The following is a 24,073-nucleotide window of genomic DNA, read 5'->3' on the forward strand; positions in this document are numbered from 1 at the left end:
CAGACTCCCGATAACTCTTATATAAATAAAAAGAATATGAAACGAAAATCATTACTACTTATTGCGCTGATGCTGTTTGTCAGCGTGGTGTGCGAGGCAGGAAGGGTAATTCGAGTACTCGCAATCGGTAATAGTTTCTCGGAAGATGCCGTAGAACAATACCTTTATGAGCTTGCTTTAGCGCAGGGAGACAGCCTTATAATAGGCAATGCCTATATAGGCGGCTGCTCTATAGACCGCCACTGGGACAATTCGCAGACGGGTAAAGCCGACTATGGTTACCGGAAGATCGTTGACGGAAAGATGGTTACGCAGCCGCACGTTACACTCGAACGGGCGATAAAGGACGATGATTGGGATATTATCAGCTTGCAACAGGCCAGTCATTTCTCCGGTCTGCCCGAAACGTATGGCCATTTGGCGGACCTGAAACGCTACGTTATGGCCACGGCAACCAACAAGAATGTAGAGATTGTGTTCCACATGACGTGGGCATATGCTAAAGATTCCAGCCACGGAGGCTTCAAAAACTACGGTAACGACCAGCAACAAATGTACCGAATGATACTCTCTGCCGTGAACAAAGCCATCGAACAGACAGGCATAAAGCGGGTGATACCTTCGGGAGTTGCTATTCAGAACGCCCGTGAAACGATGGGCGACGTGCTTAATCGCGATGGTTTTCATCTGCAACTTACCTATGGTCGCTATACTGCAGCCTGCACATGGTGCGAATTTCTTACGGGCAAAAACGTGGTAGGCAATCCGTATAAGCCCGACACTATCGATGACCATATGGCGCGACTGGCGCAGGAAGCAGCGCATAAGGCCATGAAAATGAGCCGCAGACTATTTAAATAGCACATTTGGAGATACGCTGCAATCAGCCTTCAGGCAGCAGACTGTTATGTTATATCGCATACCTGATTTGCTGCCTGAGGGCTGTTATCGTTTCTATCTGTTTGTGTTTCTGTCCTTACATATACTGTTTATTGCCGGTAGGAATACCGCCAAACGACCGTAGACCATATCCCTATTGCCGATAGGAAAGCAGCCTGTTGCAAACACATCCGTCGGTCTCGCCGGACAAAGGTATTGCGCGTTTATGACATGCCCTTAAAATAAATTAATTATTTGGGCGGTCTGTCATTTTTCGTTACCTTTGCTAATTCATAAACAAGCAAACTCTATGGCTGCGAAAGATAACGGGCAGACACCGATGATGAAACAGTTTTTTTCGATGAAGGCAAAACATCCCGATGCTTTGCTGCTGTTTCGTTGCGGCGACTTCTACGAAACGTATGGCGAAGATGCCGTGCGTTCCGCAGGTGTTCTCGGCATAACGCTCACTAAACGCAACAATGGAGGACTGTCGGGAAGTACGGAGATGGCCGGTTTTCCCCATCATGCGCTCGATACTTACTTACCTAAACTGATACGAGCCGGTATGCGTGTCGCCATTTGCGACCAGCTGGAAGATCCCAAGAAGAAGCGTGAAGCCATTAAAGGCATGAAAGGTCTTACCGAAATGGATAAGATGGTGAAGCGCGGTATTACAGAGTTAGTAACGCCGGGCGTGGCAATGACCGATAACGTACTGAACTACAAAGAGAATAATTTCCTTGCTGCAGTGCACTTCGGCAAGAGCTCTTGCGGCGTTTCTTTCCTCGATATATCCACGGGGGAGTTCCTTACAGGCGAGGGAAGTTATGACTATGTGGAGAAACTTCTGGGCAACTTCTCGCCCAAGGAGGTGCTTTACGATAGGGAACACAAGGCAGATTTCGAACGTTTCTTCGGTACCCGTTACTGCATTTTCGAACTTGAAGACTGGGTATTTACCGAGCAAACGGCCCGTCAGAAGTTGCTCCGTCATTTCGAAACCAAGTCTCTGAAAGGCTTCGGCGTTGAGCATTTGCATAACGGTATTATCGCCTCGGGCGCTATCATGCAGTATTTGGAGATTACACAGCATACACAGATTGGGCATATCACCTCGTTATCGCGCATCGAGGAAGAACGTTATGTGCGCTTAGACAAGTTCACTATCCGCTCTCTCGAGTTGATACAGCCGATGCAGGAGGGAGGTTCGTCGCTGCTGAGCGTGATAGATCGCACCTCTACACCTATGGGAGGGCGCATGTTGAGGCGGTGGGTAGTGTTTCCGTTGCGTGATGAGAAAGCCATCGAACGTCGTCTGAATGTGGTGGATTTCTTCTTCCGAGAGCCGCAGTTCAGGCAACTTATCGATGAGAAGTTCCATAACATAGGCGATCTCGAACGCATTATATCGAGGGTGGCCGCAGGGAGAGTGTCGCCCAGAGAGGTGGTGCAGTTGAAGAATGCACTGCAGGCATTGGTGCCGATCAAGGTGGCTTGTCTCGAAACAGATAACGAGAGTCTGAAACGTTTGGGCAGTCAGTTGAACTTGTGCGAGGAGCTTAGCGATCGTATAGCTAAGGAAATACAGCCCGATCCACCGCAGTTGTTGAGCAAAGGCGATGTAATTGCCGACGGATATAACGCCGATCTGGATGAGTTGCGCCATATCTCTCGCAGCGGTAAAGACTTCTTGCTCGAGATACAGGAGCGCGAGATAGCGCAGACGGGTATCGCTTCGTTGAAGGTAGGCTTTAATAATGTGTTCGGTTATTACTTGGAAGTACGCAACACTTACAAGGATAAAGTGCCGGTAGAGTGGATACGTAAGCAGACTTTAGCGCAAGCTGAGCGGTATATAACGCAGGAATTGAAGGAATATGAGGAAAAGATACTCGGCGCAGACGAGAAAATTCAGTCGCTTGAAGAGCGTCTCTTCGGCGAGCTGATTGCCGACATGCAGGCTTACATACCATATATACAGACGGATGCCAATGTGGTTGCGAACCTCGATTGCCTGCTCTCGTTCGCCAAGACGGCAGAAGAAAATCGTTATGTGAGGCCGGTTGTCGACGATAGCGATGTGCTCGATATCAAACAAGGGCGCCATCCGGTGATTGAAAACCAGTTGCCTGTGGGCGAAACATACGTGCCCAACGACATTTATCTTGATACGGAAAAGCAGCAGATCGTGATAATTACCGGACCGAACATGGCCGGTAAATCGGCTTTGCTGCGCCAGACGGCGCTGATAGTGCTGCTGGCTCAGATGGGTAGCTATGTGCCTGCGGAGCGTGCAAAGGTGGGTTTAGTAGACAAAGTGTTTACTCGTGTCGGCGCCAGCGATAACATCTCGCTGGGCGAATCTACGTTTATGGTAGAGATGACCGAGGCAGCCAGCATCCTTAACAACGTGTCGCAGCGCTCGTTGGTGCTGTTCGATGAGCTGGGACGCGGTACGTCTACCTACGATGGAATTTCAATTGCTTGGGCTATAGTGGAGTTCTTGCACGAACAACCCAAGGCTCGAGCGCGGACACTCTTTGCAACTCATTACCATGAACTGAACGAAATGGAGAAGAATTTCGCCAGAATAAAGAATTACAACGTATCTGTAAAGGAGATAGACGGAAAGGTTATCTTCCTCAGAAAGCTGGAGAAAGGCGGTAGCGAGCACTCCTTCGGTATTCATGTGGCCGATATAGCGGGCATGCCCAAAAGCATCGTGAAGCGTGCCAATACGGTATTAAAGGAATTGGAGGCCGATAACAGTCAGGTAGGCACGGTGGGTAAGCCCACTGCACGGAAAATTGAGCAGAGTAGGGAGGGCATGCAATTGAGCTTCTTCCAATTAGATGATCCGATACTTTGCCAAGTTCGCGATGAAATATTGGGCTTGGATGTGAATAATCTGACACCTGTAGAGGCGCTGAATAAACTAAACGACATCAAAAAAATAGTAGAAGGAAAATAATAAAGGGGGCATATATGCTCCGAACCATCAATTATAATCGAGGATGAAGTATTTTGTTATGGTAATCATAAGTGCTGTGTTTTCTTTGAAAACGGCAGCACAAGAGAAAATAGAGCCTGTTCTTTATGGCAATATGGACCACTGGGTAGTGCGGAATATCAAGGAGTCTGGCATCATCGGAGGTAATGCCAAGACGCTGTATGAAATAGGTCCGAGCCGGACGATAGACGGGAATATCCCTTATAAGAATATGGGGAAATCGCCTTGGGCCACTTCTAATGTGATGGCAAAGGTAATGGGTGTGGTCAAAACAAATCAATCTGTCTACCGTGATACGCATGGCAACGGCTATTGTGCCAAGCTGATGACGCACGTAGAGCATGTGAAAGTGTTGGGTTTAATGAATATCAGTGTCTTGGCGGCAGGCTCTATATTCCTCGGAGATATACAGGAACCCATCACCGGAACTAAGGACGGGGAGAAGAGTTTGAACTGGGGAATACCGTACAACAAGCGTCCGAAGGCTTTAAGATACGACTACCGTGTGTCGTTATCGGGTAGTCCGAACCGCATAAAGCAGACGGGTTTCAGTAAAGTATCTACTGTTTCTGGCAAAGACTGTGCCGTTACGGTGCTGCTATTGCAGAAACGTACCGAAGACGCCAAGGGGAATATTACGGCAAAGCGCGTAGGTACGATGGTGATAGAGTATGCTCACAGCACCAAAGACTGGGTGGAGAACGCCACTTATCGCATTATGTATGGCGACATACACAATCACCCCGAGTACGATGCACAGCTGATGGGACTGCGGTCGACCGACTATGCAAGGAACAGCAAAGGTAAAAGTGTGCAGGTTAAAGAGACGGGCTGGGCTTCCGAGGATGATACTCCGACGCACTTGGTATTGCAGTTTTCGTCGAGTAACGGTGGTGCCTTCATCGGTTCGCCGGGCAACACGTTTTGGATAGACAACGTGCGTTTGGTGTTTTAACCATATAGTTGCATACTTTTGTTATGAGGAAAAATCTATTTATTTTTTTCCTTTTATTCTCTTCTCTCGCATTGCTAGCGCAGACAGAAGCAGGCTTTAAGGCAGACAGCACGAAGACCGATACCGTTAAAACGGACAAAAAGCAGGGAATAATAAAGCGTCTGTTGGATTACTTCGGGCAGTCTAACAAAGGAAAAGACCACGGGAAGTTCGATTTCAGCGTCATCGGAGGGCCTCATTACGATACTGATACCAAATTAGGGATAGGCTTGATTGCTGCCGGACTATATTACAGCGATGCCCGCGATTCGCTTCTGCCGCCCTCGAACGTATCGCTTTACGGCGATATATCTACTACCGGTTTCTATATGATAGGCGTCGGAGGCGTTCATATCTTCCCGCACAGGCGTTACAGAATGGAGTACGATGCCTCGTTTTACTCGTTCCCAAGCAAATTCTGGGGCATCGGTTACGATAATGGAAATAACGGGCGTAACGAGAGTACCATGAACCGATTTCAGGTAGATGCCACAGGTAAATTCCTTTTTCATCTGTCCAACAGCTTATATGCAGGTCCTGCATTGGCGTTTCGTTTTGTAAATGCGCGGAAAATAGAGCGTCCCGAACTGCTTAATAACGAGGCTGTACGGGCGACAAATGTCGGTACGGGGCTGGTATTCGTGCTCGATACCCGCGATATAATGACATCTCCGAAGCACGGGTGCTACATCTATTTGAGCCAAATGCTGCGTGTACGAACGTCGGACGGGGGGCGTAAATTCTGGACAACCGACTTCAAAGCCTCTACTTACCAGCCTTTATGGAGCGATTGCACACTTGCTTTGCAGGCTTTAGGCACCTTGCAATCCGGACATATAGGGTGGACGGATATGGCGATGCTGGGCAGTTCGCACTCTATGCGGGGCTATTATAACGGACGATACCGCGACAAAAACAAGTTAGAGATACAAGCCGAACTGCGTCAGCACATTTGGCACCGCAACGGGATTGTAGCATGGATAGGCACAGGAACTGTGTTTCCCGAGTTTAAAGCTATGCGTTGGCGCCACATGTTGCCCAACTTTGGGTTGGGATACCGATGGGAATTCAAGAAAAACATGAACATCCGACTGGATTACGGGCTGGGAAAAAGCGGGCAATCCGGTTTCTTATTCAACATCAATGAGGCATTTTAAACATATCATCAGCAAGAGCTATGCGCCGCAGACCGTGTTTTGGCTGGCGCTTTTCGTATTGAGTTTTCCTAATATCTGCCTGTCTTTTACCGAGCAGGTGCCCTTGATAAGTCGGCTAACGAACGTGATATTGCCCGTATCGGCGTATGCTTTGGCACTTACGGCCATGCGCAATACGGGGCGTACAGTGTGGGTTTTGTTCCCATTGATCTTCTTTTCGGCCTTTCAGATCGTGTTGCTATACCTTTATGGGCATTCGGTTATCGCGGTCGATATGTTCTTAAACCTTCTTACTACCAATGCAGGAGAGGCGATGGAGCTGTTGGATAACCTGTTGCCGAGTATCGTGTTCGTTATTCTCGTTTATGTTCCGCTGCTCGTACTGGCCTCTGTTTCGGCATGGAAAGGGCTCGAACTCGACCGCCGGTTTATGCGCAGAGCGCGCTTTGCTTCCGTGTTCGGGCTTGCTGTCGGTGCGGCCTGTCTGTTCTTCTCGGTAAACAGAGGTTTCATAGTAAGGAATGATTTGTATCCTATCAACGTGTTCTATAACGTGAAATTGGCGATTGAGCGGACTTATGCCACGGCTCATTATGCGGAAACCTCGCGCAATTTCACTTTTAAGGCGCATCCCACGCACGAACGTAGCGAGCGTGAAGTGTATGTATTGGTAATAGGAGAGACCGCTCGGGCTGCCGACTTCCGGCTCTACGGGTACCGGCGAAATACCACCCCCCGACTGTCTGCCACGAAAGGACTGTTTGTTTTCAGCAAGGTTCTTACGCAATCGAATACCACACACAAGAGCGTTCCGATGCTGATATCGGCAGTATCGGCGGTCGATTACGATAATATATATAAGCAAAAAGGACTCATTACGGCCTTTAAAGAGGCCGGTTTCCACACCGTTTTCTTCTCTAATCAGCTGCCGAACCATTCGTTTATCGACTTTTTTGGTGAGGAAGCAGACGAATGGAAGTTCATTAAAGAGACGCCAAACGGGCGTAGCAGGCAGACTGCAGCGGAGGCCAAAGAGTTTTACGATGGCGACCTGTTGCCGTTGATAGATAAGGTTTTGGCGAAAAAACGGCACAAACAACTCATTGTGCTCCATACTTACGGATCGCATTTCGAATATCTTAAACGTTATCCGGAGGCGATGTCGCACTTCCGTCCCGACGATGCAAGCGAAGCAGAAGCATCCAATCGCCCGTCGTTGCTCAATGCCTATGATAATACTATACGGTATACGGATTGGTTCTTGGGCGAAGTCGTGCGCCGTGTAAAGGGCACCCGAGCCATGTCGGCATTGCTTTATACGTCTGATCACGGTGAGAATATCTTCGACGATCGCCGAAGGCTCTTTCTTCATGCCTCGCCCATACCTTCCGCTTTCGAGCTGCATGTGCCTTTTATGGTATGGCTCTCGCCCCGCTATATGGCCGTTCAGCCCGCGCGGTCGGGCATTCTGCGGTCTAACGAGGGCAAACCCGTGGCTACGAATTTATCTGTTTTCCATACGTTGATAGACCTTGCTGGCATCCGCACGCCTTATTTCAATAGTCGTAACTCGGTGGGCGATACGGCTTACATGCCTCGTCCTTATGTGTATCTGAACGATCATAACGAGGCTATACCGCTCGAACGTATGGCGAACAGCGCAGAAGATGTGCTCTATTTCCGCCGTGCCGGTATTCCTTTTCGTGGGCGTTGAGCTTGTTATTTGCCGTGTAAGGCGATGATAATAGTGCTGCGGATACTTCTTCGTGTGGCGTGTTATCGGCCTGTAGCGGAAAAGTATGAGGCTTGTACCTGCCGTTTATCGGCTTTAGATATGCTGCCTGTCGGTCATAGGCGTATCGTCTGTCGCGGTTAGAGGGTATATTTATCGTCCTTTACAGTAGGTCCGGACCGTGACAGGCGCGTAACATGAATGGAATGAGTAAAAGGAGTAGCGTTTTTATTTCTATGCTTTTTCGCTTTTATACAGTAAGGGCACACCTGCAAGGTTTATTGTTCAGGTGTGCCCTTGTGCGTATATGCGAACGTGATATGAATGCTTATCCTTTGGCGCCGAGGCGGTTCATCCACTTTCCGCCTATCATGCAGGCTATTCCGATGGCGATGAAAGGGATGCTGAGGAGTTGCCCCATGTTGATCAGCATGCCTGATTCGAAGCTTTCCTGCACGTCTTTAGTGTACTCGATGATAAAGCGGAAAGAGAATATCAGCGTAAGACAGAGTCCGAAGAAAAAGCCTGTGCCGACCTTTTCGGGCCGCTTTCGGTAGAAATACCAGCCTATCAGGAAGAACAAGGCATAGGCTATAGCCTCGTAAAGTTGCCCGGGATGGCGCGGTACTTTGTCTACCCGTTCGAAGATGAACGCCCACGGAACATCGGTAACCTTGCCGATAATCTCGCTGTTCATTAGGTTTCCGAGCCGGATGAAGCACGCTGTGATGGGCGTGGCAATGGCGATATCGTCGAGTACATGCCACAAATTCATGTGCGTTTTGCGGTAATAAAGGTACAAAGCTATCATTAATCCGAGCGTACCTCCATGGGATGCCAGCCCTTCATAGCCTATCCATTTCCACGAGCCGTCGGCCATGTGGCGGATGGGCAGTATCATTTCTACGATATGGTCCCACGAACTGAGGAAATAGGTGGGTTCGTAAAACAGACAATGTCCCAGTCTTGCGCCCGCCAGAATGCCGATAAAGCAGTAGATGAAGAGTGGATCGAAGTACTCGTCTTTTACTTTTTGTTCTTTATAAAGGTGTTTCACGAGGAAGTAGGCAAGCACTATTCCGACGATCCAGCACAGGGAATACCACCGAATACCGAACCCTCCGATCTTGAATGCATATAGGTCGGGGTTCCAAAGGATAAAGGATAAAATATATTCCATATATTTTCAGATGAGTGATTAGGGGTGAATGATTAGGGTTTATATGCTTTTGTGGGATGTTGAATTATTGAAATTTCCATTACGGATTACGGATGCGTGCAAGCCTGATAGCTGTTTGGCGATGACAGTTATTTGGTCTTCTGCCTTTTGAAAGTCTTCTTGTGATATATATTGCTCATCAACAGATAATTCTAATTCGCACAATACTTCAGTTAGAGAACCGTAAGCAATTTCAATGAAATGGGCTTTTTCTTTGGAAGAGAAGCGTCCGAAACCTTCTGCAATATTGATAGGAACGGACATTACGGCTCTTCTAAGCTGGTCACAAAGTGCGAAACGTTCTTCAAGAGGGTATGTCTTTAGCAGTTTACAGATGTATCTTGACAAGTTTTTCGCATTTTGATATACCTCTAATTTCCGAAAGTAAAAGACATCCATATCCAATATATGACTGTTAATCTCTATTCCTTAATCCTTAATCCCTAATCCGTAAACTGTGCGACGCTGCTACACATTGAACCTGAAGTGCATGATGTCGCCGTCTTGCACTACGTATTCTTTGCCTTCGATGCCCAGTTTACCGGCCTCGCGCACGGCGCTTTCGCTGCCATATTGCAGGTAATCTTCGTATTTGATGACCTCTGCACGGATGAAACCTTTCTCGAAATCGGTGTGTATAATGCCTGCGCATTGCGGCGCTTTCCACCCTTTATGGTACGTCCATGCCTTTACTTCCATCTCTCCGGCGGTAATGAAAGTCTGCAAGTTCAACAAAGAATAGGCCTTTTTGATAAGTCTGTTTACGCCACTCTCGGCAAGTCCGAGCTCTTCGAGGAACATCTGCTTGTCTTCATAGCTGTCTAAAGAAGCGATATCCTCTTCGGTCTTTGCTGCAATTACAAGTGCTTCGGCGCCTTCTTCGGTAGCCATAGCCTCGACCTTTCGGTTGTATTCGTTGCCATTCTTGGCACTGTTCTCGTCTACATTGCACACATAAAGCACGGGTTTTGCAGTCAATAAGAACAGATCGTGCGCCACCTTCTGCTCCTCTTTGCTCTCGAAAGTTACGGTACGTGCATTCTGTCCCTTGTCGAGTGCTGCTTTGTAGGCCTCCAATACCGCTACGGCGATTTTGGCATCCTTATTGCCCGTCGCTGCTATCTTTTGCTGTTTGCTCAGTTGGGCCTCTATTGTTTCGAGATCTTTCAGCTGAAGTTCCGTGTCTATAACCTCTTTATCTTCGATCGGATCGACACTTGTACCGCCCTCGCGCACGATGTTATCATCGTCGAAACAGCGAAGTACGTGGATAATAGCATCGGTTTCGCGGATATTTCCGAGGAACTTGTTTCCCAAACCTTCGCCTTTCGACGCTCCTTTTACTAAGCCCGCGATGTCTACAATCTCGCAGGTAGCAGGCACGATACGGCCGGGATGTACGATTTCGGCCAACTTGTTGAGCCGTTCATCGGGCACTGTAATCACACCGATATTAGGTTCTATCGTGCAAAAAGGGAAGTTTGCCGCCTGTGCCTTGGCACTCGACAGGCAATTGAATAGTGTTGACTTGCCCACGTTCGGCAGTCCAACGATACCACATTTTAATGACATGTCTTAAAAAACAATTTTGTATCTGTTGTAAAGATGGTGCAAATCGGTCGTAATCAACTTTGTTTGAAATTGCCGAGCTGCCGCCTATCTGCTGCAAAGGTAGTGCTTTTAAGAGATAAATCAAAACAAACAGGTTGCTTTTTGCTGCGTATGGCATCGTTTGATGCCCTGCATGAGGTTGATAGATGCGGTGTTTATACCCCTTAGGCCTATTATCTAAGGAGCATAAATAGCCAATCTATCGGTAATAAAAATGCATATTTGCATAAAGAACTTGCCGGTATAATTTTTTGAAAATGGCAGGATAGGGGTTATAGCAGTATAATCTACTAGTATAGTTAGAATTATCTTGCCTTTAATTTTGGTCTAAAAGCTGTTCTTATCAATGCGCTTCGAGCCAGTTGCTGCCCCATCCTGCGTCGGCGACGAGAGGCACCCGTAGGGGATAGGCGTTCTGCATTTCTTCGAGAACGATGCGCTCTACCTTTTCTTTTTCATCGGGATAGACCGAGAAGTTGAGTTCGTCGTGCACCTGAAGGATGAGCTTCGAGCGGATATTTTCACGCTTGAAGCGGTCGGAAATGCGTATCATCGCCACCTTGATAATATCGGCTGCACTGCCTTGAATGGGTGCATTGATGGCATTGCGCTCCGCATAACCGCGCACAGTGGCATTGTGTGAGTTGATATCGGGCAGGTAACGACGGCGGTGGAAGAGCGTTTCGGCGTATCCTTTGGCACGTGCATCGGCCTTAGCCCTTTCCATGTATTCGTACACTTGCGGGAAAGTTTCGAAGTATCCTTCTATTAATTCCTTGGCTTCACGGTTGTCTATGTCTAATCTCTGTGCCAGTCCGTAGGTCGTGATGCCGTAGATAATGCCGAAGTTGGCACGCTTTGCTTTGTTTCTTTCATCGCGTGTCACCTCTTCGATGGGCTTCTTATAGATTTTGGCTGCCGTGGCTGCATGGATGTCATAGCCGTGCATGAAGGCTTCGATCATATTTTTGTCGCTGCTGAGATGTGCCATCACGCGCAGTTCTATCTGCGAATAGTCGGCCGAGAAGAACAAACAGCCGGGTTCGGGAATAAAGCATTTGCGTATTTCTTTGCCGTCTTCGCCCCTTACAGGGATATTCTGAAGGTTCGGATCGGACGAAGAAAGGCGACCGGTGGCCGTTATAGCCTGATTGAACGAGGTGTGTATGTGGCCTGTACGTGGGTTAATGAGCTTCGGGAGGGCATCGACATATGTGCCGAGCAGCTTTTTAAGCCCCCTATATTCAAGGATTTTGGCCACTATGGGCGACTTGTTTTCGAGTTGTTGCAGCACTTCTTCGCTTGTAACAAATTGGCCTGTCTTGGTTTTCTTGGGCTTCTCAACAATCTTCATCTTACCGAAAAGAATGTCGCCGACCTGCTTTGGCGATGAAATGTTAAACTCTTCGCCGGCAAGTTGGTATATTTCGTGCTCGTAGTCTTGCATCCTTTTCGTGAGAATAGCCGATGTTTCGCGCAGCGAGCCGGTATCGATAACTACGCCGTTCATTTCGATTTCGGCCAATACAGGCATTAAAGGCATCTCGATGTTCCAAAATAAATCTTCGCATTCCATTTCCTTTAACTTCGTTTCGAGCACGTTTTTGAGTCGCAAAGTGATGTCGGCATCTTCGGCAGCATACTCATATACCTCTTTCGGATCGAGCTCGCGTATGCTTTTCTGGTTCTTTCCGCGAGGCCCTATCAGTTCGTCTATGTGAATTGTGCGATAATTGAGAAGCGTTTCGGCCATATAATCCATGTTATGATGCAGTTCGGGTTGGATAACGTAATGTGCCAACATGGTGTCGAACATTTTGCCTTTAAGCGTAACACCATAATTGTGCAGCACTTCGAGATCGTACTTCAAATTTTGTCCCACTTTAAGGATATCGGGGCTTTCGTATATGGGTTTGAATATATTAACAATCTTTTGTGCTTCTTGACGATTAGAAGGAATGGGCACATAAAATGCCTTTTTTTCTTCTACGGCAAAGCTCAATCCCACCAATTCGGCATCGATAGGATTGGTAGATGTGGTTTCTGTGTCTAAACTTAGAATACTTTTTGTCCTAAAAAAGTCACATATATCGATGATATCCGTTTGGTTTTCAATAAGTTTATATTCATGTTGCACCGTTTTAACGGTCTCATAATTCGAATATTTTGGCTCTTCAGGGCCGATGGGCATAAATTCTTGAAAGAGATCGAGCTGCGAGTTAGGCTCTTTTTTGTTATTTTCAGATTTATTAAATATTTTGTCTGCGAGCGATTTAAATTCCAATTCGGCGAAGAGTTCGCGCAATTTATGCTCGTCGGGTGCCACGTGTTTCAATTCTTCCCAGTTCAGGTTGATGGGCACATCGGTACGGATAGTTGCCAAAAACTTAGACATTTTGATGTCTTCAACGGCAGCCTCCACCTTCTCTTTCATTTTTCCTTTGAGGCTGTCTGTATGGGCTAACAGTTTTTCAACGCTTCCATATTCGTTGATAAGTTTGGCTGCAGTCTTCTCGCCCACGCCGGGGCAGCCCGGAAAGTTATCGGCCGAATCGCCCATAAGGGCCAACAGATCGATGACTTGTAGCGGAGATGTGATGCCATACTTGGCCTCCACCTCCTTTTCGCCCAACACTTCGTAGCCGCCGCCATGCCGAGGTCGGTACATAAAAACGTGTTCCCCGATGAGCTGACCGTAGTCTTTATCGGGCGTGAGCATGTAGGTGTCTACCCCCGTGGCGCCCGCTTTCTTGGCCAAGGTGCCTATCACATCGTCGGCCTCGAAGCCTTCTACCTGCAGAATGGGTATGTTGAAAGCCCTCAAGATATCTTTGATGATAGGTACAGAGAGCTTGATATCTTCGGGTGTTTCTTCTCTCTGCGCCTTATATTCGGGGAAAGCATCGTGGCGAAAGGTCTTTCCGAGGTCGAAAGCCACACCAATATGCGTAGGATTTTCCTTGGTCAACACCTCGTTGAGTGTATTTACAAACCCCATGATCGCCGAAGTATTCAGCCCTTTAGAGTTGATTCGGGGCGAACGGATGAAGGCATAATACGAGCGATATATAAGCGCATAGGCGTCAAGAAGAAACAGTTTGTCCATAATAATTATATGTTTATCGCGTAAAATTACTAAAAATTTATCACATTTACCGATAAAATGCGTATTTTTGTAACAAAATTTGAACGTGATATGGATTATTTATCCCTCATCAAAAAGCCTATTTATTCGGAGTTAGAAGATTTTACCAAATTATTCAATCAGTCGCTCAGTCACGACAGCGGACTGCTTTCGCAGGCGTTGGAACATATACGCAAGCGTGCCGGAAAGCGTATGCGACCGATGTTGATATTACTTTTAGCGAAGAATTTTGGAGATATAACATCGGTATCGCAGAATGCTGCCGTAGGTTTAGAGTTGCTCCACACGGCGAGTTTGGTACACGACGATGTGGTAGATGAGAGCGGCGAGCGGCGCGGGCAGGCTTCTGTCAATGCCACTTATAATAATAAAGTGGCCGTATTGGTGGGAGATTATATTCTTTCAACGGCGCTTCTTTACGTGTCTTATACGCATTCTGAGACCATTGTGCGGTATCTTGCGCAGCTCGGTCGCACGCTTTCCGACGGTGAGATATTACAGCTGTCGAACATACAGAACCAAGAGATTTCCGAAAAAGTGTATTATGAAGTGATTAAACAGAAAACCGCAGCGCTCTTCGAAGCTTGTGCCGGTATCGGTGCACAGTCTGCCCATGCGTCGGAAAGCGATGTAGAAGCAGCCAAAAAATTCGGTCAGAACCTCGGTATCATATTCCAGATACGCGATGACATCTTCGATTATTACGACTCAAAGGAGGTAGGTAAGCCTACGGGAAACGATATGTCGGAGGGAAAGTTGACGCTTCCGGTGATCTATGCGCTTAATTCTACGGGCGACAAAGCTATGATGGAACTTGCCAAGAAGGTAAAAGAACGTAGCATAACTGCCGATGAGATAGTCGCTTTGGTGGCATTTACGAAGCAGCACGGAGGTATAGAGTATGCCGATAAGTGTATGTGGAAATTCCATGCCGAGGCACAGAAATTCATCGAAGAAAAGGTTTTGAACAGCGAGATTAAGCAAGCTCTTCAGGCTTATCTCGACTTTGTAATCGAACGGAAGAGCTAAAGCACGGATGAATGATGAATGAATAAGGAAAGAGAGAGTGCCTCTATTTATTGTGAATGTGTTGCAAATGATGTTTTTACATTGCCTGTCTGACCGTCTCGGATAGGCAATGTAAGGGCTTTAGATGGTATATCTATAAGATGTGAGATTAGTGATTAGAGGAGAGGGATTGGCGATTAGGGATGGTTACATATAATTCTTTCGGATGAAAGATGGGGAGATGGTCCCGTTTGAATGAGCTAAATTTCTATGGGAACATGTGCTCATATCGCGATTATTCTTTTGGTGAAAGGGTGGGGGAAGGTTGCCCCTTTTGTCTGATTTCTTATTTTATAAGACGAAACCTCCCCGCTCCACTTTCCTCATTTTTCTCTTATGTGGTTAAAAGAACGTTACTTCTTTGCCAACGATTTCGCTCAACAGCAGGTTCGTGAGACGGCTTGTGCCGAGACGGAACCACTTGTTGGTGAGCCATTTCTCGCCTAACACTTCTTTTACAATGGTGTAGTAGGTGAGTGCATCCATCACTGTATTGATGCCTCCTGCGGGTTTTAAACCAATCTGTATGCCCGTTTTGTCGTAATACTCCTTGATGGCTTGGCACATAACGTATGCGGCTTCGGGCGTTGCACTGACTTTTTCCTTGCCTGTAGAGGTCTTTATGTAGTCGGCACCGGCATACATAGCGAGGATAGAGGCTTTCTTTATGTTGCTTGAATTGCCGAGATCGCCCGTTTCAAGTATGACCTTCATGGGACATTCGCCGCATGCTTGCTTCATTTCTGCAATGTCATCGCACACTCCCTCGTAGTCCTCGCTTAGGAATTTGCCCACCGGCATCACGATATCTATCTCTGTAGCGCCGTCGTTTACGGCTAATGATGTCTCTGCAACCTTCACTTCCATGCGACTGAGCGACGATGGAAAGTTGCCGCACACGTTGACTATCTCCACACCGTCTACCTCTAAGCTCTGTGAGATGAGCTCCGTAAATACGGGATATGTACAAATAGTGGCCACATGCGGTAGGTTTGGGTACTCCGTATCGAACTTGTTCACCTTTTCTACGAGTGCCAGAATGCTCTCGTTTGAGTCTGTTGTATGGAGCGAAGTGAGTTCTACACTGCCAAGAAGGAACTTCTTGGTCTCGATGTTATCGTTTTCGTGTACTTTCTCTGCGATGATTTTCTTTACTGCTTCGTGCACTTCGGCATCGCTGATATTGGTATTGTAAAGGGCAAGCGCCTCTTCGTACTTGTTTGTTTGCGGTGCGTGGTGGTGATGGTGGTGCTCGTGAGCATCGATGTCTTTTGTAATTGCCATAATAATTGCTTTTAAGTTTAAAGTTTAAAGTTTTGGATTATTCTTGTGACGTTGGGCATCTCGCGCGGTTTTCTTGTCGAAACTCTTCTGCAGTTCGGCGGTAAGATCGACGCCGGTTTGGTTGGCAAGGCAGATAAGTACCCAAAGTATGTCGGCCATCTCTTCGCCCAAATTGTCTTTTTCGCCTTGTTTGAAGCTTTGATCGCCGTATTTTCGCGACATTACACGGGCCAGTTCGCCCACTTCTTCGGTAAGGATGGTCATGTTGGTAAGTTCGCTGAAATAGCGTACACCTATGGTCTTTATCCATTGGTCTACAGCTTCTTGTGCCTCTTTTATCGTCATATTGCGGAATATTATTTAGTGTTATAAACGGTTTATGCCGTAGCAATGTCCGATATGTGATACTGTCGGCGGTTGAATGTGGGGCAAATGCCGTTGTAGATATGGCTTTTAAGTCTGCAAGGCATACTGTTTTCCTCTCTTTTGGGGAGGGAATGGAAGAGATGCCTGCTCACTCTTTCTGCTTCGTATCCATGCAAATGGTTACCGGTCCGTCGTTGGTAAGCGTCACTTTCATATCGGCTCCGAACGTTCCTGTGCCTACCTGTTTGCCCAATGCTACCGACATTTTACGGCAAAATTCGTCGTATAGCGGAATTGAAATATCGTGTTTGGCGGCGTGTAACCACGATGGACGGTTGCCTTTTTTATAACTTGCCATTAATGTAAACTGGCTTACAACGATGATTTCGCCGCCAACATCGATGATAGAGCGGTTCATTACGCCCTGTTCATCATCGAAGATACGCAGGGCGATAACCTTTTTAACGAGCCAGTCTATATCGTTTGACGTGTCGTTTTCGCCGATACCCAAGAGGATGAGATAACCTCTGCCAATGGAAGATTTAACGTTTTCGCCGATCGTTACCGACGCACAGCTAACTCTTTGTATCACAATTCTCATTTTACAAAGATATTGTTTTTTGACAAATGTACCAAATTATAACGCGAAAATCCCGCCGACAACACCTGTGTCGGCGGGATTTGTGAGTTTTATCTCAATTGGGAATTACACTTTAAAGAGCTTTATGAGCGTTTCGGCATTGGTGCCTTCGCATACTTTAGCCTCGCTTGCGGGTATATATTTGAAGTCGGCATAGCGGAAAGCCATAGCGGCTGCAAACTGATTATCGTGCGAATGGCAGAGCTCTATACGTATATTGCCAAGACTCTGTGGACTGAACGGTGCTTTTCCTTTCATCTTTTCAGCCATTTCTGCGGTGGGGAGATGAAGCAATCTTACCAGTTCTTCACCGGCTTCTCCAGTAAAATGAAGGATGGATATCTTTACAGGACTGCCGGTTTTTGTATAGGTTACTTTTGTTCCGAGCCACAATGATTTCTTGATTTCGATGTTCTTGTTGGAAGAAATGGCATCGGCCATCTTCAATGATTTTATGTTAGCCATAATTTATATTATCTTTTTGAGGTAAATAATTGGATGGGCAAGCAGGTTTTGCATGCCGTTTTAAGGGTGTTTCAAAAAGGGAATTATGTCTAACGAATGATATGCCGCAAGGCGAAAACATAATAATCGCTTGAGGCATTTGCAGGGATGGGCGTTATTAATAAATATCCATAACCTGCTTTTCTTTTGATAGTTAATGAGTTATGTTTATTGCCGAATGGCAGCTTTTCGTTTGGTCGTTGAGGATTGGGACCGTGGTTGGATAGGATACGTTGTGGGCGCAGCGTTTCTGTTTGCAGTCTTTCGGAGGTATCATCAAGAACGCTTTGAGGCGTCTGTTGCTCGTCTGTGCCATTTGCCCGCAGGTTATATTTTGTATTTTCCTTTACTTTATCGTTTGTAACGATTGGCGTTTGTTTTTCCGTATCGGGCTGCTGATTGCGATAGGCACGGCATTCTGCTTGACAGCATGTAGCCATCAGAAAAGTAAGTAGTAGAATGTGAGCAAATCGTTTCATATTTTTATTGCTTTTGACGGGTGGGAACGTTTATTTTTTAATGTATTTTTCGGGGTGAAAATGGTTATAGATAATTTTGGCTTTCAATGCACCTATTTCTTTTGTAAGTCCTTGTATATCAGTTGCTTTTACCTTCTTTGCAGTCTTGAATGCCTTGATAAGCGTTTCTTTCGTCTTTGTACCGATTCCTTTTATATCGTCTAACTCGCTGTGGAGGGCATGCTTGGAGCGCTTGTCGCGATGGAAAGTGATGGCAAAACGATGTACTTCGTCTTGTATACGCGTAAGGGAATGGAATAATTCGCTGTCTGTTTTTAGGCCGATTACTTGGGGTGGGAACCCAAAAAGCAGTTCATTGGTGCGATGGTGGTCGTCTTTAGCCAGCCCGGCAATGGGGATTTGCAGTCCTAATTCGTCTTCTACCACCTCTCTAACTACTTCCATCTGCCCTTTCCCTCCATCTGTGATGATAAGATCGGGTAGGGGTGTACCTTCTTCTTTCATCCTGTTGTATCTGCGTCTTACCACTTCTTTCATGGAAGCATAGTCGTTTGGTCCATCTACAGTTTTGATATTGTATTTACGGTAATCCTTTTTAGAGGGTTTCATCCCCTTGAATACGATGCATCCGGCCACGGCATCGGTGCCCGATATGTTGGAATTGTCGAAGCATTCTATTTGGTATGGCAGCTTCGGGAGGTTGAGTTTCTCCTGTAATTCTTTCATTAAACGTGTCTGTTTTTGCTCGGGATTTAGCTTTTCAGATCGCTTCAAGCGGTCGAATTTATATTGCTTGCCGTTCATCTCAGATAGCTCTAACAGATGTTTTTTATCGCCCCGTTGAGGAATGAAGAAAGTGGCGTCTTTGATTTTCCATTCCATTTCGAAAGGTACGATGATCTCTTTGGCGGTGCTTTTGAACCGTTCTCTGATTTCAGGAATGGCAGTTATCAGCAATTCTTTGTTGTTCTCATCCAGTTTCCGCTTATATTCAAAGGTGAAGCTCTGATTGATGGTGCCGTTCTTTACATGAATATAGTTGATGTAGGCATTATTTTTCAGGTCGTCGTCTACGATGGTGAAGACGTCTACATCGTTGATGGAATGGCTTACGACCTCGCTTTTAGCAACGAAATTCTCAATTAGTGTGTATCTTTGTTTTAATGCCTCGGCCTCTTCGAACTTTAATTCAGCAGCTTTCTCCTGCATTAATTTGAAGATATAATTGCTCACCTCACGAGTGTTTCCCTTAAGAATTTCGCGGGCTTGTTTAATGTTTTCTTGATATTCTTCGTAGCTCTGTTTGCCGATGCATGGCGCATTACAGTTATGGATATGATATTCTAAGCACGCTTTATACTTGTGATTTGCAATCCCTTCACGTGTAATAGGAAACCTACATGTACGAGGTTTGTAGAGTTTGTTGATGAGATTGAGCACCGCGTTCATGCTTGAAAGGTTGCTATATGGCCCGTAATAAGTGCCGAAACGTTTGTTTATCGTTCTTGTCTTGAATATCCTTGGCAGGTATTCGTTGGTTATGCAGATGCTGGGATAGGTCTTTCCGTCTTTCAGAAGTACATTGTAGCGGGGATTGTATTTCTTGATAAGGCTGTTTTCCAGTAGAAGTGCGTCTTCTTCTGTGTTGACAACAGTGTAAGATATATCATATATTCTTGAAACAAGGACCTTGGTTTTGAAACGATCAACCTCTTTATGAAAGTAAGAAGATACGCGAGTTTTAAGCCTTTTTGCTTTGCCTACATATATTATGTGGTGGTTCTCGTCGTAGAACTGATAGCTTCCGGGCTTTTCAGGCATACTTAAAACAATGCTTTTTAAGTGTGTCAGTCGCTTTTCGTTTTCTTCTTTTGTCATCTTATATGTCCTTTGTATAAAGGCTATGCGGGCATCTTTGTTTCACGTGAAACATAAAATGCGTGTAGTGTTACGGATATGTTTATTTTGTATATGTTCGAGTTGTAAAAGTTGCATGCTCTTTGTTGAATGGGTAGAAGTCTATAGTATTGTTCTTATGTGCATATTTTGATTTGTGAATATCGTGCAAAAAGCGGAGGTCAAATCTGTATCAAGGAAGTAATCTCGATATCTTTGTCGAAAGATTCTCTGCCATTTAATCCTTCATTAGTTAACTCTATGATGAAATTACAGTATATCTTTTTAGGCTTAAATTTCTTAACTAAGTCGCATGCCGCCTTCATTGTGCCTCCCGTTGCAAGTAAGTCGTCGTGTAAAAGAATTATGTCATTTTTGTCTATTGCATCCTTGTGTATTTCAATGGTGTCTATTCCATATTCTTTTGCATAGCTTTCTTGTACAGTTTCACAAGGTAATTTCCCGGGCTTCCTACACAAAACAATGCCGGCGTTCAGTTTGATTGCTACTGCTGAAGACATGACAAACCCTCGACTTTCTATTCCTACAATTTTGGTAATACCTTTGTCTTTATAGAGATCATACATCTCTTCGCAGATCGTTTTTAGGCATTTAGCGTTTTTAAATAGGGTGGTCACATCTCTAAAATTTACCCCCTTTATCGGCCAATCTGGTATACAACGCAGATTGTCGAGTAACAGTTTGTTATTCATTTCTAATTGTTTATAAATTTATCTTATTACTTTGTTGTTTCACGTGAAACTATTTATCCTTTAAATTCACATCCTTTATCTTCCTAAGAGAATTAAAAGAACATTGATATCGCTTGGGGATATCCCCGGTATACGACTTGCTTGTGCCAATGTTTCTGGGTTTATTCGTTCTAATTTTTGTCGGGCTTCAGTAGATAGCTCATGAAGTTCCTTATATTTGAAGCGGTCTTTTATCTTAATATCTTCCAGTCGTCGCATTTTTTCTGCTATCATTCTTTCGCGTTCGATATAACCTTTATATTTGATATTTATTTCGGATGCTTCGATGATTTCTTCTTTTCGGTTCGTTGGAGTATTGATAATTTCTTTCAATTCGGGAATGAAATTTGCCAAATATTTTAATCCTACCTGTGGTCTTCCGATAAGGTCGGAAATTTTGCAGCCCATTCTGAGTGGAGTCGTACCAATGACTTCGAGTGCAGAGTTTATATCTTTTGCTTTCACGGAGGTGTTGTTACAATAATTTAAAATGTGCTTTATTGCATCTTTCTTTTCAATCCACCAATCATATCGGTCTTTTTTTGCTAACCCGAGCGTATAAGATTTTTCTGTTAGACGAGCATCTGCATCATCTTGTCTTAACAGTATGCGGTATTCTGCTCTAGAAGTAAACATGCGATATGGTTCGTCTACACCTTTTGTTGTGAGATCGTCGATAAGTACACCGATATAACTTTCGTCTCGTTTCATCACGAAAGGTTCTGCATTCGTACAATGCAGCGCAGCATTTACGCCTGCCACGAGTCCTTGTCCACCTGCTTCTTCGTATCCGGTGGTACCATTTACTTGTCCTGCAAAGAACAATCCTGCAATTATCTTCGATTCCAACGAGTGTTTGAGTTGCGTAGGATCAAAATAATCATATTCTATTGCATACCCCGGACGATAAATCTTTGCATCCCTTAATGCGGGAATTTGATGGATAGCTTCTAACTGAATACCCATCGGCATGCTCGAAGAAAATCCATTTAGATACATTTCGTTGGTATCTTCTCCCTCCGGTTCGAGAAATAATGGGTGCTGATCTTTGTCAGGAAATGTAACAAGTTTAGTTTCTATAGACGGACAATAACGCGGTCCGACACTTTGAATTTGCCCGTTGAAAAGGGGAGAATCTGCAAGTCCTTGGCGTAAAATATCATGGCATTTCTTGGTAGTGTAGCATGTCCAGCAAGGCAGTTGTCTCAATACACGATAATTACCCATGTAACTGAATTGATGAAAATCATTCTCGCCGGGTTGTATTTCCATATCTTCAAAGTGCACACTTCGCTTGTCTATGCGTACAGGAGTTCCGGTTTTCATCCGTTTTGCTCGGATACCCCATTGAGTTATACTTTCTGTAAGGTTGGGTACAGCCGGCTCTGCGCATCGTCCGCCTGCAACTTGATGTCTGCCTATGTGCATCAAACCATTTAGAAAAGTACCGGCAGTAATAATAATACTTTTGGCGCGAAGTTCCACTCCCCATATTGTTTTGATGCCTACAGCCTCGTTGTTTTTTACAATAAGTTCGTTAGCTTGGTCTTGCCAAACAGATAGGTTTGGGGTATTATCAAGGATTTGCCTCCATTTCCAGATGAATTTCTCACGGTCACACTGAGCTCGCGGTGACCATACGGCAGGACCTTTGCCCTTATTAAGCATTCTAAACTGTATAGCTGTTTCGTCGGTTACGCGTCCCATCTGTCCTCCTAAGGCATCGATTTCGCGTACGATTTGCCCTTTTGCAATACCGCCTACGGCAGGATTACAACTCATTTGTGCTATTTTATTCATGTCCATGGTAACAAGACACGTGTCGGCTCCCATGTTTGCCGAAGCAGTTGCAGCTTCACATCCTGCATGACCTCCTCCTACGACAATCACATCATACTTAAATATCATCATTATTATTTTCGGCAAAAGTAAGCATTTAAATCGAATTTTTACGCTGGTTCATAATAAAAGAATGAACAAAATGAAAATATATACATATTCTGTCATTTGTTAGTATCCTTATAAATCGTTGTTTATCAATAAAATATAATTGTTCTACTTGCAATGAAAACGTCACTGATATAATGAAAAGGCATGTGTTGGATATTCTTCCAGTAAAATATATTTATTATAGAATAATGGTATAGGCTTTTTTCTGTTATGCTGTATCGTTGATAGAAAGTATATATACGTCCATTGGGAGATGGGTGTAAGATGAAAAAATATCTTGTTCACACGAGATTTTGTTATTATGCTGCCAGCTTCTGTTTTGCCGTAACGGTCTTATAATCAATATTTTTTTGCTGTTATGACGGTGTGAGAAGAAAGTAATGAAAACATATAAGTGTATGTATGAAGATGCTATTTTACCTCTATATTGTTATCTAAAACTTTCGTAACCCATCGACAAGAACAAATTTGTTGTATGAAACTTGTGCAGAACTCGGGTAAATTTTATAGAAATTGCTTTGAATTATCATCAAAATGTAGTATTTTTGCAGTCCATTGATGTACTTGCAATACCTACAATAAGGTATTGTGGCAGTTTGATTTTATGGATATAAGATAAGTCATGTCTGTATGTTAATACGATTATTATAACAATTAAATATTTAAAAATCAATCATTTATGTGGTTAATCAATTCGACTATTGGTAGGAAAGTAGTAATGTCGCTTACCGGTGTTGCACTTATTCTATTCTTGACATTCCACTTGTGCATGAATCTTGTTGCACTCTTTTCGGGAGAAGCCTATAATAAGATTTGTGAACTGCTCGGTGCCAATTGGTATGCAGTGGTAGCTACAATCGGCTTGGCAGCACTTGCCGTATGCCACATTGTATATGCATTTATCCTGACAGTGCAGAACCGTATTGCCCGTGGAACAGAACGTTATGCAGTTGTGGCAAGACCAGGAAAGGTAGAATGGGCTTCGCAGAACATGCTTGTTTTGGGAATTATCGTTCTTCTCGGCTTATTGTTACATGTGTTTAACTTTTGGTACAACATGATGTTTGCCGAAATCTTCGGTTTGATGGGAGCACATTCTCCTTCTGACGGTTTTGCTTACATTCAGGATACTTTTGCTAATCCTGTGTATGTAGTGCTCTATGTTATTTGGATTGTAGCCATTTGGTTTCATCTTTCTCACGGTTTTTGGAGTGCAATGCAAACATTGGGAGTAAACGGTAAGATTTGGTTCAATCGTTGGAAAATGATCGGTCTTGTTTATTCTACTCTTTTGATGCTTGGTTTCCTTATTGTGGTTTTAGCATTCGCATTCGGATGTGCCCCAAGTCTTTGTCATGCTTAATAATACTGTAAAAATATAAAT

19 protein-coding genes are annotated in these 24,073 nt (G+C 44.9%); 7 read left to right on the plus strand and 12 right to left on the minus strand.

Features of this window, described 5'->3' with window-relative positions; genetic code table 11:
• Nucleotides 1-36: 36 nt before the first annotated feature.
• From BN3912_RS03795 to BN3912_RS03815, 5 genes are all read left to right on the plus strand, one after another.
• Nucleotides 37-861 carry a DUF4886 domain-containing protein gene (locus BN3912_RS03795; protein ID WP_023984171.1) on the plus strand — a complete coding sequence of 275 codons (825 nt, stop codon included), beginning with the start codon at nt 37-39 and terminating at the stop codon, nt 859-861.
• Between the two features lie 328 nt (nt 862-1,189).
• Complete coding sequence (gene mutS / locus BN3912_RS03800; protein ID WP_023984172.1) at nt 1,190-3,853, plus strand: DNA mismatch repair protein MutS; 2,664 nt, start codon at nt 1,190-1,192, stop codon at nt 3,851-3,853.
• Between the two features lie 43 nt (nt 3,854-3,896).
• Entirely contained in the window at nt 3,897-4,847 is a 951-nt protein-coding gene (locus BN3912_RS03805) for a PCMD domain-containing protein (protein WP_023984173.1), read from the plus strand.
• A gap of 23 nt (nt 4,848-4,870) precedes the next feature.
• Nucleotides 4,871-6,043 carry a BamA/TamA family outer membrane protein gene (locus BN3912_RS03810; protein ID WP_023984174.1) on the plus strand — a complete coding sequence of 391 codons (1,173 nt, stop codon included), beginning with the start codon at nt 4,871-4,873 and terminating at the stop codon, nt 6,041-6,043.
• The gene (locus BN3912_RS03815) at nt 6,030-7,757 is read left to right on the plus strand and encodes a phosphoethanolamine transferase family protein (protein WP_023984175.1); all 1,728 of its coding nucleotides are present in this window, start codon (nt 6,030-6,032) and stop codon (nt 7,755-7,757) included. The genes BN3912_RS03810 and BN3912_RS03815 overlap by 14 nt, the downstream gene beginning before the upstream one ends.
• Before the next feature lie 346 nt (nt 7,758-8,103).
• On the opposite strand, the gene lgt is transcribed toward BN3912_RS03815, so the two are convergent.
• From lgt to polA, 4 genes are all read right to left on the minus strand, one after another.
• A complete protein-coding gene (gene lgt, locus BN3912_RS03820; protein ID WP_023984176.1) occupies nt 8,104-8,955 on the minus strand; it encodes a prolipoprotein diacylglyceryl transferase in 852 nt (283 codons plus the stop codon).
• A 39-nt stretch (nt 8,956-8,994) separates the two neighbouring features.
• Nucleotides 8,995-9,393 carry a four helix bundle protein gene (locus BN3912_RS03825; RefSeq protein WP_023984177.1) on the minus strand — a complete coding sequence of 133 codons (399 nt, stop codon included), beginning with the start codon at nt 9,391-9,393 and terminating at the stop codon, nt 8,995-8,997.
• Between the two features lie 69 nt (nt 9,394-9,462).
• On the minus strand, nt 9,463-10,566 hold the full coding sequence (gene ychF, locus BN3912_RS03830; RefSeq protein WP_023984178.1) for a redox-regulated ATPase YchF: 1,104 nt from the start codon (nt 10,564-10,566) through the stop codon (nt 9,463-9,465).
• 382 nt (nt 10,567-10,948) lie between these two features.
• A complete protein-coding gene (polA, locus tag BN3912_RS03835) occupies nt 10,949-13,711 on the minus strand; it encodes a DNA polymerase I (RefSeq protein ID WP_023984179.1) in 2,763 nt (920 codons plus the stop codon).
• A gap of 90 nt (nt 13,712-13,801) precedes the next feature.
• Between polA and BN3912_RS03840 the strand changes: the two genes are divergently transcribed.
• Complete coding sequence (locus BN3912_RS03840; protein WP_023984180.1) at nt 13,802-14,779, plus strand: polyprenyl synthetase family protein; 978 nt, start codon at nt 13,802-13,804, stop codon at nt 14,777-14,779.
• A gap of 381 nt (nt 14,780-15,160) precedes the next feature.
• Here BN3912_RS03840 and deoC read toward each other — a convergent pair whose 3' ends face one another.
• From deoC to mnmG, 8 genes are all read right to left on the minus strand, one after another.
• Complete coding sequence (gene deoC, locus BN3912_RS03845; RefSeq protein ID WP_023984181.1) at nt 15,161-16,102, minus strand: deoxyribose-phosphate aldolase; 942 nt, start codon at nt 16,100-16,102, stop codon at nt 15,161-15,163.
• A 24-nt stretch (nt 16,103-16,126) separates the two neighbouring features.
• Nucleotides 16,127-16,447 carry a nucleotide pyrophosphohydrolase gene (locus tag BN3912_RS03850; protein ID WP_004369161.1) on the minus strand — a complete coding sequence of 107 codons (321 nt, stop codon included), beginning with the start codon at nt 16,445-16,447 and terminating at the stop codon, nt 16,127-16,129.
• Nucleotides 16,448-16,616: 169 nt separating this feature from the next.
• Nucleotides 16,617-17,069, minus strand: a complete 453-nt coding sequence (gene dtd / locus BN3912_RS03855; RefSeq protein ID WP_004369162.1) for a D-aminoacyl-tRNA deacylase — start codon at nt 17,067-17,069, stop codon at nt 16,617-16,619.
• A 105-nt stretch (nt 17,070-17,174) separates the two neighbouring features.
• On the minus strand, nt 17,175-17,573 hold the full coding sequence (locus BN3912_RS03860) for a hypothetical protein (protein ID WP_036859374.1): 399 nt from the start codon (nt 17,571-17,573) through the stop codon (nt 17,175-17,177).
• An 89-nt stretch (nt 17,574-17,662) separates the two neighbouring features.
• A complete protein-coding gene (locus tag BN3912_RS03865) occupies nt 17,663-18,091 on the minus strand; it encodes a hypothetical protein (RefSeq protein WP_023984183.1) in 429 nt (142 codons plus the stop codon).
• A 30-nt stretch (nt 18,092-18,121) separates the two neighbouring features.
• Nucleotides 18,122-19,969 carry an excinuclease ABC subunit UvrC gene (uvrC, locus tag BN3912_RS03870; protein WP_036859377.1) on the minus strand — a complete coding sequence of 616 codons (1,848 nt, stop codon included), beginning with the start codon at nt 19,967-19,969 and terminating at the stop codon, nt 18,122-18,124.
• A gap of 200 nt (nt 19,970-20,169) precedes the next feature.
• Nucleotides 20,170-20,700: an adenine phosphoribosyltransferase gene (locus BN3912_RS03875; RefSeq protein ID WP_023984185.1), complete on the minus strand. Its 531-nt coding sequence runs from the start codon at nt 20,698-20,700 to the stop codon at nt 20,170-20,172.
• Between the two features lie 75 nt (nt 20,701-20,775).
• A complete protein-coding gene (gene mnmG / locus BN3912_RS03880) occupies nt 20,776-22,647 on the minus strand; it encodes a tRNA uridine-5-carboxymethylaminomethyl(34) synthesis enzyme MnmG (protein ID WP_023984186.1) in 1,872 nt (623 codons plus the stop codon).
• 721 nt (nt 22,648-23,368) lie between these two features.
• Here mnmG and BN3912_RS03885 point away from each other — a divergent pair.
• A complete protein-coding gene (locus BN3912_RS03885) occupies nt 23,369-24,052 on the plus strand; it encodes a hypothetical protein (protein ID WP_023984187.1) in 684 nt (227 codons plus the stop codon).
• Nucleotides 24,053-24,073: the final 21 nt, after the last annotated feature.

Origin of the sequence: Prevotella phocaeensis (assembly GCF_900065875.1) — a bacterium.
Classification (GTDB): domain Bacteria; phylum Bacteroidota; class Bacteroidia; order Bacteroidales; family Bacteroidaceae; genus Prevotella; species Prevotella phocaeensis.